The 14,321-nt window shown below is 70.0% G+C and carries 6 protein-coding genes; 4 read left to right on the forward strand and 2 right to left on the reverse strand.

All coding sequences use genetic code 11. From position 1 onward, the window contains the following. Positions 1 to 44 precede the first annotated feature (44 nt). The 4 genes from alaS to VAR608DRAFT_RS25750 all read left to right on the forward strand — a co-directional run bounded on the left by alaS (position 45) and on the right by VAR608DRAFT_RS25750 (position 8,117). Entirely contained in the window at positions 45 to 2,681 is a 2,637-nt protein-coding gene (gene alaS, locus VAR608DRAFT_RS25735; RefSeq protein WP_088956647.1) for an alanine--tRNA ligase, read from the forward strand. After that, the gene (locus tag VAR608DRAFT_RS25740; RefSeq protein WP_088956648.1) at positions 2,678 to 3,694 is read left to right on the forward strand and encodes a 2-dehydropantoate 2-reductase; all 1,017 of its coding nucleotides are present in this window, start codon (positions 2,678 to 2,680) and stop codon (positions 3,692 to 3,694) included. The genes alaS and VAR608DRAFT_RS25740 overlap by 4 nt, the downstream gene beginning before the upstream one ends. A 99-nt stretch (positions 3,695 to 3,793) precedes the next feature. Continuing rightward, positions 3,794 to 5,236 (forward strand): cytochrome P450, encoded by a 1,443-nt coding sequence (locus VAR608DRAFT_RS25745; RefSeq protein WP_157731121.1) that lies wholly within the window; start codon positions 3,794 to 3,796, stop codon positions 5,234 to 5,236. Between the two features lie 4 nt (positions 5,237 to 5,240). After that, on the forward strand, positions 5,241 to 8,117 hold the full coding sequence (locus VAR608DRAFT_RS25750; protein ID WP_088956650.1) for a Dyp-type peroxidase: 2,877 nt from the start codon (positions 5,241 to 5,243) through the stop codon (positions 8,115 to 8,117). Between the two features lies 1 nt (position 8,118). Here the strand turns inward: VAR608DRAFT_RS25750 and VAR608DRAFT_RS25755 are convergent, their stop codons facing one another. Then, a complete protein-coding gene (locus VAR608DRAFT_RS25755; protein ID WP_088956651.1) occupies positions 8,119 to 11,076 on the reverse strand; it encodes a hypothetical protein in 2,958 nt (985 codons plus the stop codon). 19 nt (positions 11,077 to 11,095) lie between these two features. Continuing rightward, on the reverse strand, positions 11,096 to 14,308 hold the full coding sequence (locus VAR608DRAFT_RS25760; RefSeq protein ID WP_088956652.1) for an adenylate/guanylate cyclase domain-containing protein: 3,213 nt from the start codon (positions 14,306 to 14,308) through the stop codon (positions 11,096 to 11,098). Between the last annotated feature and the right edge of the window lie 13 nt (positions 14,309 to 14,321).

Genomic DNA, 14,321 nt, shown 5'->3' on the forward strand with positions numbered 1-14,321 from the left:
GTGCTGCCCCGCAACCGGCCGCCTTTGCAACACCAGATTCCAAGATGAGCCAGCCCACTTTCAGCGTTGCCGACATCCGCAAGACCTTCCTCGATTTCTTCGAGAGCAAGGGCCACACCGTGGTGCCCTCCAGTTCGCTGGTGCCGGGCAACGACCCGACCCTGATGTTCACGAACTCCGGCATGGTGCAGTTCAAGGACGTGTTCCTCGGCACCGACAAGCGCCCGTATGTGCGCGCCGCTTCCGTCCAGGCCTGCCTGCGTGCCGGCGGCAAGCACAACGACCTCGAGAACGTGGGCTACACCGCGCGCCACCACACCTTCTTCGAGATGCTGGGCAACTGGAGCTTCGGCGACTACTTCAAGCGCGAGTCGCTCATGTGGGGCTGGGAACTGCTGACCCAGGTCTACAAGCTGCCGGCCGAACGCCTGCTGGCCACCGTCTACCAGGACGACGACGAGGCCTACGACATCTGGACCAAGGACATCGGCATGCCGCCCGAGCGCGTGATCCGCATCGGCGACAACAAGGGCGGCCGGTACAAGTCCGACAACTTCTGGATGATGGCCGACACCGGCCCCTGCGGCCCGTGCAGCGAGATCTTCTACGACCACGGCGCGGAAATCCCCGGCGGCCCTCCGGGCAGCCCCGACGAGGACGGCGACCGCTTCATCGAGATCTGGAACCACGTGTTCATGCAGTTCGACATGAAGGAAGACGGCAGCGTCGTGAAGCTGCCCGCGCCCTGCGTCGACACCGGCATGGGGCTGGAGCGCCTGGCGGCGATCCTGCAGCACGTGCACAGCAACTACCAGATCGACATCTTCGATGCGCTCATCAAGGCAGCGGGGCGCGAAACGGGCTGCACCGATCTCGCCAACAACTCGCTCAAGGTCATCGCCGACCACATCCGCGCCACCGCCTTCCTCGTGGCCGACGGCGTGATCCCCTCGAACGAGGGCCGCGGCTACGTGCAGCGCCGCATCGTGCGCCGCGCCATCCGCCACGGCTACAAGCTGGGCCAGAAGAAGCCCTTCTTCCACAAGCTGGTGCCCGACCTCGTGGCTCTGATGGGCGATGCCTACCCGAAGCTGCGCGCGGACGAGAAGCGCATCACCGAGACGCTGAAGGCCGAGGAAGAGCGTTTCTTCGAGACGCTCGCGAACGGCATGGAGATCCTCGACGCGGCCCTGGCCGGCGATGCCAAGGTGCTGCCGGGCGACGTGGCCTTCAAGCTGCATGACACCTATGGCTTCCCGCTCGATCTCTCGGCCGACGTGTGCCGCGAGCGCGGCGTGGCGGTCGACGAGGCCGGCTTCAACGCCGCGATGGAAAAGCAGAAGGCCGCGGGCCGTGCGGCGGGCAAGTTCAAGATGGAACGTGCCGTCGAATACAGCGGCGCGGCCAATGCGTTCACCGGCTACGAGAGTCTCGAAGAGAAGGCGACCGTGGTCGCGCTGTACTTCGAAGGCGCGCCGGTCCAGCAACTGGCCGAGGGTCATTCCGGCATCGTGGTGCTCGACACCACGCCGTTCTATGCCGAGAGCGGCGGCCAGGTGGGCGACCAGGGCGTGCTCGCGGCCGAGGGCGTTCAGTTCGGCGTCGACGACACGCAGAAGATCAAGGCCGACGTGTTCGGCCACCACGGCACCCAGACGCAGGGCACGCTCAAGGTCGGCGACGTCGTGACCGCGCGCGTCGACACCCGGCTGCGCGCCGCGACGATGCGCAACCACAGCGTCACCCACCTGATGCACAAGGCGCTGCGCGAAGTGCTCGGCGGCCATGTCCAGCAGAAGGGCTCGCTGGTCGACGCCGACAAGACGCGCTTCGACTTCGCGCACAACGCGCCGGTCACGGCCGACCAGATCACCGAGATCGAGCGCCGCGTGAACGCCGAGATCCTCGCCAACCAGGCGACGCAGGCACGGCTGATGGACATGGAGTCGGCCCAGAAGACCGGCGCCATGATGCTGTTCGGCGAGAAGTACGGCGAGACCGTTCGCGTGCTCGACATCGGCACGAGCCGCGAGCTGTGCGGCGGCACGCACGTCGCGCGCACCGGCGACATCGGCCTCTTCAAGATCGTGAGCGAGGGCGGCGTGGCCGCCGGCGTGCGCCGGATCGAGGCGCTGACCGGCGCCAATGCGCTGGCCTACCTGCAGCAGCTCGAAGCCACCGTGAACAGCGCGGCGGCGACGCTCAAGGCGCCGGTTTCCGAACTGCAGCCGCGCCTTTCGCAGGTGCTCGAGCAGGTCCGCGCGCTGGAGCGCGAAGTGGGCGCGCTCAAGGGCAAGCTCGCGTCCTCGAAGGGCGACGAGCTGGTGGCGCAGGCGGTCGACGTCAACGGCATCAAGGTGCTCGCGGCCAAGCTCGACGGCGCCGATGCCAAGACGCTGCGCGACACGATGGACAAGCTCAAGGACAAGCTCAAGTCCGCGGCCATCGTGCTCGCGGCCGTCGACGGCGCGAAGGTGCAGCTCGCGGCCGGCGTCACTTCCGACACCATGGGCAAGGTCAAGGCCGGCGAGCTGGTCAACTTCGTCGCCCAGCAGGTGGGCGGCAAGGGCGGCGGCAAGCCCGACATGGCGATGGCGGGCGGCACCGATGCCGCCGGCGTTCCGGCCGCCCTGCAATCGGTGCACGGCTGGGTGGCGGAACGCCTCCAAGCCAAGGGATGAACGAGGAGCTGGCGCTCGACGTCCTCGTGATGGGGGCGGGCGCGGTCGGGTGCTACATCGGCGGCAGCCTTGCGGCTGCGGGCGTTCGCGTCGGCTTCGTCGGGCGAGCGCGCGTGATCGGTGCGCTGGAAACGCGCGGCCTCACGCTGACCAATCTCGAGGGCATCCGCCACCACGTGCCGCCGGGCCTGATCAAGGTCTACGAACACGTCCCGACCGGCGTTCGTCCGGCGCTGGTGCTGCTCACGGTCAAGAGCGGGGCGACCGCCGAAGCCGCGGCCGAGCTCGCGGCGAAGCTGCCCGCCGGCACCGCGGTGCTGTCGCTGCAGAACGGCATGTCGAACACCGCCGTTGCTTCCGAAGCCGCGCCGAGGCTCAACGTCCTGCCGGCCATGGTTCCCTACAACATCGCCGAACTCGGCCCCGGCGCCTTCCACCGCGGCACCGTCGGTCGCCTGGCCGCGCAGGACGATCCGGTGCTGCGGCGCTGGGTGGCGGTGTTCGAGCGTGCGGGCGTGCCCATCGATCTGCATGCCGACCTCCTGCCGGTGCAGTGGGGCAAGCTGCTGATGAACCTCAACAACCCGGTGAACGCGCTGTCGGGGCTTGCGCTGCGCGAGGAATTGCTGCAGCGCGACTACCGCCGCTGCCTCGCCGCACTGATGGACGAGGCGCTGGCCGCGCTGGCCAAGGCGGGCATCGCGCCCGCGCAGCTCGCCGCGGTGCCCGCGCACAAGCTGCCGGGCATCCTGCGCCTGCCGACCCCGCTGTTCCGCATGGTGGCCGCGCGCATGCTGCGCATCGATGCCAAGGCGCGTTCGAGCATGGCGGACGACCTGGCGCTCGGCCGCCGTACCGAAATCGATGCGCTCTGCGGCGAGGTGGTGCGCCTCGCGCGCAAGCATGGCGGCGAAGCGCCACGCAACGCGAAGATGGTCGAATTGCTCGAGGCGTGGCCGGACAACAAGGCGCGCTGGCCCGCCAAGCAGCTGGCGGCGCAACTGGGGCTGTAGGCGCGCGCGGTCGCCGGGTCCCCAGCCTTGGGGAGGGCGGTGATTGACGCGGGGGATGTCGCGCATCACCATTGGCCGAATCCGTTCGCGGAGGCACCAATGCAAGAGCTGCTGGAAAGACCGGTAGAGCGGTCCAGGGCATCCTCATCCGATGGCGCCGATGCGATGAGCATCGAGGAGCGCCTGTCGCTGGCCGATCAACGCGCGCGGCGCCATGCCTTCGATGTCGAATCGCTGCGCCTGCACGGGCTCCAGGCCTGGTTGGCGGGGATCGCCGGGAACCCGCCGCCATGGGTCTTTGCCGTTCTGCGCTCGGTTCTCCCGGCGCTTCGGCTTCCCGGGTGGCGCTACATCGGCAAGTTTCCGGTGCCCAAGCTCGAGCGCTGGGTGTTGCTGACGCGCGATGAAGATGTCCGCGAGGTCCTTGGGCGCGCCGACGTCTTCAGGGTCCCGTGGGGACAGGACGTCCGGGTGCTCAATGACGGATCGGCGCCGGGAACCCCTTTCATCCTGGGGCTCGATACCGGCGATCCCGAAGAAGCCGCGTTGTATTGGGCCGGCCTCAAGCAGGTGATGCAGGCGTTCCGGCGCGATGACGTCGAGCGCATGGTGCGGCCGCTGGCCGAGGACTACGCGACGGAGATCGTCGAGGGCGCCGGGAGCGACCCGTTCGACGCCATCCAGACGCTGTTCGTCCCACTCTTCATCGACACCTGCGAGCGCTATTTCGGCGTGCCGGTGCCGCCCAGGATCCGGGTGGAATTCTTCCAGTGGACGGTGGCGGTGAGCGGCCTGCTGTTCGGGCCGCCCTACGAGCGGGATCGCGCATGGGCCACGGCCGAAGCCGGCGCCGACCGCGTGGCGCAATTCGTGGACCTCGCCATCGGGGAGGCCATTGAGCAGGCCAGGGACCCCCTCGCCGAGCGTCGGGACGACCTCGTCCTGCACCGGCTGGCCCGGCAGCACGTCGGCGATCCCGAGAGCATGAGCTGGCCGACCATGCGCGCGATCATGGTCGGCATGATCATGGGCTCGGTTCCCACGAACGCGCTGGCGGCCGGCCACATCCTGGAGGTCCTGCTGTCCCGTCCGGAGGCCATGGAGGCCGCGCGTGCCGCCGCCCACGGGGGCGATGATGTCCAGTTGTCGCGCTGCCTGTTCGAGGCGATGCGCTTCCGGCCGCTGAATCCGGGCCCGTGGCGGCGCTGCGAGAAGGCGTACGTCGTGGCCCGGGGCACGGCGCGCGAAACCACGATCCGTCCAGGCACGGTGGTGCTGGCGAGCACGCAATCGGCCATGCTCGATCCGCGCAGCGTCGATCGACCCGGCCGCTTCGACGGAACGCGCGACCCGGCCGTGTCGCTGCTTTTCGGACATGGCCTGCACTGGTGTGCCGGCAAGGCAATTGCCGATGCCCAGATCACGCAGGGGTTCAAGGCGCTTCTGCGGCGAGAGGGGCACTTGATGCGCGCGCCGGGCGCGGCGGGGCGGATGCGCCTCTTGGGTCTCTTTCCCGAGCATTTGTCGGTGCAGATCAGGTAGCGCCATGGACCACGGATTCGTGACCGTCGTGATGCCGTTCGAAGCCGCGCGCGCGAGCGAGGTCGAAGCGGCCATCGGCCGCGTGCTGGGAAATCCGATGCGCCCGCAGGTCGCGGCACGGCTCCAGGAGCGCGCCGTGGTGCACTTCATGAGCCTGCTCGTGGTGCCGGCCGAGCACGGCGGGTCGGCCAACCTGCTGCTCGAAGCCTCGGTGGACGGCACGGCCGAGGCCGGCATCGACGCCATCGCCGAAACGCTGGAGCCGGAGCTCGCGAAGGTGTTGGAAAAGGCGGGCATCGCGGGCCCCGGATCGCTGCGCGACCAGCTCCTGGGGCATCAGCTCGTGCTCGGCCAGGCGTGGTGGGAGACGCCGGGCTTGCCGTTCGCTGGAACGCCGGGACTCCAGTGCGGGCGGATCCAGCGGGAGGCGGCGCTGGCGCGCCGGTTGGGCGCCATCCTTCGGCAACTGCCCGACGGACTTGCGCCGTTCGAGAGGCTGCAGGCTGCGCGTGACCTGCTCTGGCACGAGGGCAATTTCAAGTGGGCATTCGCGCCCGAGGCCGCGCTGTGCCTGAAAGCCGCGCCCGACAGCGGACTGACGCCGCTGGTGCGCGGCTTCTTCGGCGATGCCATCCCGGAGCGCTCGTTCGATGCACTGGCGGCGATGCGCACCGCCGCGTGCATCGCCCTGGACTTTCTGGCGACCATCGGCTGGCCGTTCCTGCTGATCGCGCTGCTCCTCGTGATCGGGGCCGCGCGCTTCATGTCGGCGATCGATGCGCTGGTGCTCGTGGGGCTGCTGCTGGCCGTTCTGGCGGTCCTGGTGGTGCTGAGGCTGCGGCGCCTCGAAATCGGGAACACGCCCGAGGACAGGGAGCCGGCTTCGGCCGACGTGCAAGCGGTCATGCGGGGCGAGGGCCACACGGCCCAGAACCTGCTGTTCTCGGTGTCGAGGCTCCAGCCGGGGCTGCTGCGCCGGTTCGCCTTGCGTTTCTCGTTCTTCTCGGTGGGCCTCGTGAAGTACTTCTGCCGCCCCGGCTTTCTGGGCGCCAACCGGGTGATCCACTTCGCGCGCTGGCTGGTGGTGCCCGGCACGCGACAGATGGTGTTCCTCTCCAACTACGACGGGAGCTGGCAGGGATACGTCGGCGACTTCGTGATCAACACGGCCGGCGCCAAGGGCGTGACCTCCATCTGGAGCAACTGCCTGGGATTTCCCCGCACCCGCAACCTGTACGACGACGGCGCCGCGGACCGCGATCGCCTGGTGCGCTGGGCGCGCCGGCAGCAGCGTCCGGTGCACGGCTGGTACACCGCCTACGCGGGTCTGACGACCGACCGCATCCGCACCAACGCCGCGATTCGCCAGGGCCTGGCGAACGCGACGAGCGCGCAGGACGCGCGCGACTGGCTGGCCTGCTTCGGATCTGCAGCGGAGCCCGAATCCTCCCTCGCGCGCCACGACATCCCCGCGCTCGCATTCGGTGCCTTGCCGCGGCTTCGGCATGCCTGTCTTCTGGGCTATGCGTTCTGCGGCGCGCCGGACGATGCCCGCGCATGGCTCTCCCGGCTCGAACCCCTGTTGAGCTATGGCGAGGAGCCCGAGCGTCCATGGGCCGTGAGCCTCGCCCTGTCGGCGCGTGGCGTGCTGGGGACCGGCGTCCCGAACGCCCGGGACATGGCGACTTTCCCCGTCGCGTTCCAGCAGGGGATGGACGATGCGGAGCGCGCGCGGGCCAATGGGGACGTGGATGCGCAGGCGCCGGCGCGATGGATCTGGGGCAGCGGCAATGCCCGCGTGGATGCAGTCGTGATGGTGCATGCCGCTTCGCCGAGGACGCTGATCGAACGGCTCGACCAGGTCCGCGCGCAGGCACGCGCGGGCGCGCAGGTCGAGGTGTTCTTCCGGCGCTGCGCCGACCTGCCGCAGACCGGGCCATCGCGCGAGGCCTTCGGCTTCGTCGACGGCATCTCGCAACCCGCGATGAGCGGCACGCGGCGCGCCAAGGGGATGCGTGCGGAGGATGTCGTGGCCGCCGGCGAGCTCGTTCTCGGCTATCCGGACCAGCGCGGTGCGCTGGCGCCGTCGCCGACGCTGCGCGCAGCGTGCGATCCGGGCCATGCGCTCGACGATGCGGGAATGGCCGAGGACCGCCAGCGCCCGGAGTTCGCAGGCGGGCCCAACGTCACATCGCGCGACCTCGGACGCAATGGCAGCTATCTCGTGGTGCGCGAGCTGGAGCAGGACGTCGAGGCCTTCCAGCACTGGCTGGACACGGCGGCCGTGGCGGTCCGCGGCCCCGACGTGCCGCTGCATCCCGTGCACCGCCGTGAATGGCTGGCCGCCAAGCTGGTCGGCCGTTGGCGCGATGGCAGCCCGCTGGTGAACCATCCGGACGAGCCGGCGAGCGGATGGGATGGAACCCGGCCGGCCCGGATCGGCAACAGCTTCGCCTATGCAGAGCAGGACGCGTCCGGCGCGCGCTGTCCGCTGGGCGCACACATCCGCCGCGCCAACCCGCGCGACGCGCTCGCGCCCCGGTCGGCGGAGGGCTTCGCCGCCGTGCAGACCCATCGCGTGCTGCGCGTCGGGCGCTCCTATCGCGAACCGGACGGCAGGCAGGGGCTGATGTTCATGTGCATCAACGCCAGCATCGAGCGGCAGTTCGAGTTCGTCCAGCAGCGCTGGCTTCTCAACCCCTCGTTCAGCGGACTGGAAGACGAGACCGACGCGCTCCTGGGCAGCCGCAACGGCCGCGGCTTCAACCTGCCGGGTTGTCCGGGCCGCCAGGCCGCGGGGCTCTCGCGCTTCGTGACGATGCGCGGAGGCGGCTACTTCTTCCTTCCGGGCCGTGCCGCGTTGCGCGTCCTGGCGGGCTGATTCATTGCGCCGCGGCGGCAGCAGCCGTCGCACCGACCTTGCTGTCCGCCTGCCGGCGGATGCCGTTCATCGCGCTCTTGGACAGCACCCAGCCGGATGGATAGAGCCCGTCCGCCACCAGATCGAAACGATGGATCGGTCGGTCGGCCGCCCAGTTCGCGAACGATCCGCACGGTGTCGCCGACGGCTGCGCCGTGAGGCCGAGGCGATCCCACATCTGGTAGGCCTCGGCGGCGATCTGCGCATCGAAGGCATGCATGTGTGCCTCCCGGGTTTGGTAGAGCGTGACCGGCGACGACAGCAGCGCGGGCACGACCCGGCTCGGCGACCGATCGCGCGGCAGCGCGGGGTCGCGGCGCCCGGCTTCGTTGCAGCTGCCCTCCGGATCGTGGGCCGCTTCCTGGGCGAAGCGGTCTTCGTTGCGGATCGCGATGACGATCGGACGCAGCCGTGCGCGCAGCCGTTCGAGGCGCAGCGCCGCCTCGGCGTCGCCCGGCGGTGAAAGCGCCCCGCACCGGCCGAAGAGACAGTGATCGATCATGCGCAGGATGTCCGAACTGGTCGAGGCGGCGCTGTCATCGAAATAGCCGCCGTCCTGCAGCCGGGCGCGCAGGGCATGCGCGCGGCCTTTGTCGCCGGCATCGGTGCAATGGCTGCCGTACAGCGCGCCCACCGGGTTCGTGTAGGGAAAGCGGGAGCTGTTGTGCGCGGCCGTGCTGAGGCGCAGGTCGGACCCGAGCATCCCCAGCACGTCGCAGGCGGCCGGGAACACGCGCCAGTCGATCGCGAGATCGCTCTGGATCCACCTTTCGCCGGTCTCGACGCGGGTGACGGTCAGGAGCAGATGCGGCCGGCGCCCGTCGCCCGACGCCGCAAGCCCGGTGGCCATGCGCGGGACCGCGCCTTCGATGGCGCCCTCGAACCAGTAGGAGCGCCCGAGCAGGCCGCAACCGGGACTGCGGCAGAACAGCGATGTGGGCAGGGCGCTGGCCAGCGCATCCTCGAACAGCAGGCCGCCCAGCAGTTGGGTCCACAGGTCGGCGCCGCCCATCCGGTCGACGCAGCCCTGCAATCGCGCTGCGTCGGCGCCGGCCTCGAGTTCGCACGAGCGAAAGGCGGCGACGCCGAGCGCGCCGCCCGAAACGGCCGAGATCGCGAAGGTGCGCTGATCGAAGTCGGGATCGATGCCCTTCAGCCGCGCCAGGATGGATGCGGTCCAGTAGGCGGAGCGGATGCCCCCGCCTTCCGCGGAAATCACGTAGACGGGAAGGGCGCCTTCGCCCGGTCGCGGTTCCTGCCGGGCCAGTTCGCCCAGCCATTGCGCCACCGCGCCTTCCAGGCTGGGCCGCTCGGGGAGCGCCAGGGTCTGGGGCGGCCTGTCGTGCAGCTTGAGGACCGCGATGATCGCGAGCAGCACCGGCACGCCGATCGCCAGCCAGCCCCTGGATGGAACGTCCCTGCGGTAGAGCCAGCAGGCGAGGGCCACGCAGGGCAGCCCGAGTGCCGCCGTCCAGAGGAAACGCGCGAGGTCCGCGGCTTCCGGGGCCCGGTCGGTACGGATGCCGTGGACCTCGCTCCATCCGAGAATGCCGAACAGGGCATACACGCCGAATGCCGCGAACAGGTAGGGAACGGCGTTCCGGCGCGACAGATAGGCGACCCAGCCGACGATCCCGGCCCAGGCAGCCAGCCCGCTGGTGATGACGCCCAGGGCGAGCGGCGGGGTCCAGCTCTGCAGGCTGGTCAGCCGCACGAGCATGAAGAGCAGCGGCGGCGCCCAGGCCACCCAGAAGGGGCGCAGTCCCATGTCGGCCCGGGCCTCTTCGGCGCCCGGTTTGGTCTGGTAGTAGCCGGCCGAGGGGTCGTGGCGCCTGAACGTCACCACAGAGAGGTACAGCATCGCGAGCACCCCGATGCCCACCAGGAACCCGGCGAGCCATCGCGTTCCGGGCGAACCTGCCGGCTGATCGCGCAGGGTCCAGGCGATCGCCAGGCTGACCGCGCCGAACGGCGCCAGCCCCAGGATGCGGGCCCACCATGTGGCGAATGCGATGGACGATGTACCGGGCGCGCGCTCGCGTCCCGGCGTCGCCAGGCGCAGCAGCAGGCGCGGCCAGAGCCATGAGGCGTAGGCCAGCAGCCACAGCGCCGCGGCCGTCAGAAGGAGTCCGAGGAGCATGCCCCACTGCATGCCCGGAGGGTCCGCCGCGTCCGGCACCTGGCGCACCAGGCCGTCGCGTGTCTGGTCCATGAGAAGCACCAGCGCGCCGTGCGCGACAAGGATCGCGATGGCGAACTTGCTGCGCCACAGGATGTCGGCGATGTCCGCGCGCATGCGCGATCGCGTATTGGCGGGATCCGGCGCGTCGGGCGGGTCGAGCGCGAAATACCAGTGGGCGAACCACAGGCCCGCATAGACGACCGCCAGGCCCCAGAGGCAGAGCTTGATCCACTGTGCGACATGCGTGCCTTGCGCGATCCAGCCCGGGGTGGACGCGGCGCGCGAAATCGCCAGTAGCGTGAGGAGATTGGCCGCCAGCGTGACGAGGAGCGCGGCGAAGACCAGCAGGCAGAACCAGACGAAGGTCGGCCGCGCGCCCGGACCAGATTCGGTCCCCCGGTCGTGCGCGAGCAGTTGGCGCAGGCGGACGCCGAACGACAGCAGCGCGATCGCCGCCGCCGGGGCCAGCGCAAGGGTTTCCAGGATCACGAAGAGCCGTGCGCGATGTGCCAGGCCGTTTTGCCGCCAGAAGTCCAGGATGGCGCTCTGCTGCCGAAGATCGTCCGCCAGCGCGAAGCCATAGACCGACCCGATGCCGCGCGGCGTCGGATCGATCGCGCTCAGGGCGACGGCGGTCGCCAGCACGATGAGGACCGAGAGGCCCAGGATGCGCCCGATGGCGCGGGCGTTGAGCGTCTGCGTCGCCAGCCCGCGCAGCACCGAGCGAAGGGCGGACAAAGGTGAGCTCGCCATGGAGTCAGGTGCCGCGCGAGAGCAGGGCCCGGGCGCGTGCGATGTCCGGCGTTTCGGCGTCCCTGCCGGCGGCTTCGATCGCGGCAGCGAGCATCCCCATGGATTCTTCCTTCAGGCCGGCGCGGGACTCGTCGAGCGCCACGAGATCGCAAACGGCGCGCAGCTCCCACAGCAGCGCCTTCTGGCGGCGGGCCACCGCGCAGGCGCGGACGAGTTCCCGTCTCGCACCTTCGATGTCGCCGGCCGCCTTCAGCAGGACGCCGTGCACCCGATGTGTTTCGGCCTCGTCCCATCGCTGGTCGGTCGCCTCCAGCACCGAGAGCGACTCTTCGATCAGCGGCAGCCCCAGATCGGTCCTGCCGGCCCATGCATGGGCTTCGGCCGCGTGCCGGAGGAACCCCGAGAGGTAGAGCCGCGCGTCCGTGGCCCGATAGGCCGCGATGCCGCGCTCGAGCAGCGCATGCGATTCGTCGAAGCGCCCGAGCGCCGCCAGGCACCATCCCCGGAGCACCGTCTCGACCGCGTCGTAGTAGGCGATGCCGTTGTCCTCCAGCAGCGCGCGCAGGTCGTCCAGCCTCTGCAGCGCCGCCTCGGGCCGGTCGATCGTGAGGGCCACGAACGATGCGCCGGTCAGGGCATGCGCCAGCGTATAGGCGTGATGCATCCCGCGCGCCTCGCTGATGGCGCGTTCGCTGTTGCGGCGCGCGTCGGCAATGCGGCCCAGGCACATCTGCGACCAGGACAGGTAGGTCAGCATGATGACCTTCGGGTCGTCCACGGTGAGGGCCCAGTAAGTGGCCTGCTGAGCCGGGTCGTAGAGGGAGAGCCCTTCCTCCAGCAGGCGCACGGCATCGAAGAACGCGCCGCGCGGATGGCTCGTGATGCCGCTGAAGCGATGGCCCATCAGCAGGCACATGCGGTCGCCGCTCGCGCGGCCCTGCGCCAGCAATGCATCGGCCTGGCGCTGCGCGGAGGCCAGTTCGCCACGCAGCAGCGCGTGGGTCCACAGGCCATGCAGGGCGGCCAGCAATTGCGGCGGATTGCCGAGTTGATCGCACAGCACCCGGGCGCGTGCGAAGGTCTCCCCGGTGCTCGCGATCGAATAGCCCTGCGTCGCGATCAAGGCCTTGCCGAGGGCGATCGTGAGATCGAGCTCCAGCTTGATGCGCCAGGGCTCGTCCGCTTCCGCCGGCAGCACCTTGATGCCGCTGCGCAGATGGATCAGGGCCTCGTGCATGGCGGAGCGCCTGAGTGCCGCGACGCCGGCCATGAGCCAGTACTGGGCTGCTTCGCGGTCCAGGCCGCCCTCGGCGCAGTGCCAGGCCAAGACCTCGGGTTGCACGCTGCGCATCTCCGGAAAGTGCGATTCGATCGCCGACACGATGCGCAGCTGAATGGCCTGGCGGCGTTCGCGAACCATGATCCGGTAGGCGGCATCGCGAATCAGTGCGTGCCGGAAGGTGTAGTCCGCGTCTGCGCCGCCGAGGCGCAGGAAGATGCCCGATGCGACCAGCGTGTCCAGCGAGCGCTGCAACCCCTCGGTCCGCTGCAGCACGAGCGCGAGCAGTTCCATGCTGAAGGTGCGGCCGATGGCGGCGGCGATCTCCGCCACCTCGCGGGATTCGCCCAGGCGGTCCAGCCGCGACAGCAGCGAAGCCTGCAGCGAGATCGGCAGGGCCCCGATCGCGTGGCCGGCCGAAGGCTGCCACTGGCGGTTCTCCAGCACGGCCTTGGTCATCTCCTCGATGTAGAGCGGTATGCCGTCGGTGCGGGCCACGATGTCCTGGACCGTCTGCGCGGAGAGGGCGGCGCTGCCCGCGATCATCCGCACCAGTTGTCCGCCGACCGCGGGTTCGAGCGGCGTGAGCGTCACCTCCTCCAGGTGCTTGTTTCTTCCCCACGCCGGACTGAACTCCGGCCGCGCGAGGATCAGCATCAGGACCGGGAGGCGATGCACGCGCGCCACGGCCATGCCAAGCAACTCGATCGAGGTTTCGTCGCCCCATTGCGCGTCTTCGAAGATCACGAGCGTCGGCTCGATGGCGGCGAGGCGCTCCAGTTGCGAGAGCAGCGCCTCCATCGTCCGGCGGCGCTTGGCCTGCGGCGTGAGCGGCGGTGCGGACGCGTGCGCAGCCGGCGCCAGGTTGACCAGTTCCGCCAGCAGGTCCCGGTCCTGTTCCGGAACCTCACCGATCACCGCGCGGAGCTTGCCCCGCTTGGTTTCGTTGGAGTCCTCGCGCGCGAAGCCCGCCGCCCATTCGAGCTGTTGGGCGCAGGGATGCAGGGTGGAGCCGCGGCGGTAAGGCGAGCAGAAGTAGCGCAGGGTCGTGCGTGCGGAGGTCGCTTCGAGGATGGCCGCCGCCATGCGCGACTTGCCCACACCGGGCTCGCCGCGGATCAGGACGCTGCGGCCCCGGCCCTCGCAGGCCTGGCGCCAGTGGCCGAGGATGGCATCGCGCAGATCGTTGCGGCCGAGCATCGGCAACAGGCGGCTCTCGTGCTGGGCTTCGTAGCGGCTGGCCGCCGGCCGTGCGCCCATGACCGCCCAGGCCTGCATGGGCCTGTCGAAGCCCTTGAGGGTGAGATCGCCGAGGCTGCGCCATGAGAACAGATCGCCGACGCGCTGGCGGGTCCGCGTATCGGCCAGGATCCCGCCCGGTTCTGCGACCGCCTGGAGCCGCGCGGCGAGGTGAGGCGCCTCGCCGGCGACATCCAGCACATCGGGCGTCATCTCCTCGTGCAGATTGCCGATCACGACCAGACCGGTTGCGATGCCGATGCGCGATTGCAGGGGGCGGCCCTGGGGATCCTTCAACGCCCGGACCTGCCTGGACGCTTCGATCGCGGCATTGATCGCGCGCTCGGCGTCGTCTTCCTGCGTCTCCGGATAGCCGAAGTACACCAGCGCCGCATCCCCGATGAAGCGCGCGACGTGGCCGCCGAATTCCCGCATGGCGGCCGTCACGGCGCGGTGGAACGTCGTCAGCAGCGTGCGTGCGTCTTCGGGGTCCGCGCCTGCGACCATCGCGGTGGAGTCGACCAGGTCGCAGAACAGGACGGTGAGCGGGCGGCGTTCCAGCTGGGCCGCGCTGATCAGGCGCGCGCCGCATTCGGAACAGAATTTGGCACCTGGCTTGAACGGGGCTCCGCACCGGGGGCACCCGAGCGGCGCAGCCGCCCGCGATTCGGCATCCAACGGTGAGCCTGCTTCGCTCATGATCGCCAGCCTT

Source organism: Variovorax sp. HW608 (assembly GCF_900090195.1).
Taxonomy (GTDB): Bacteria; Pseudomonadota; Gammaproteobacteria; order Burkholderiales; family Burkholderiaceae_C; genus Variovorax.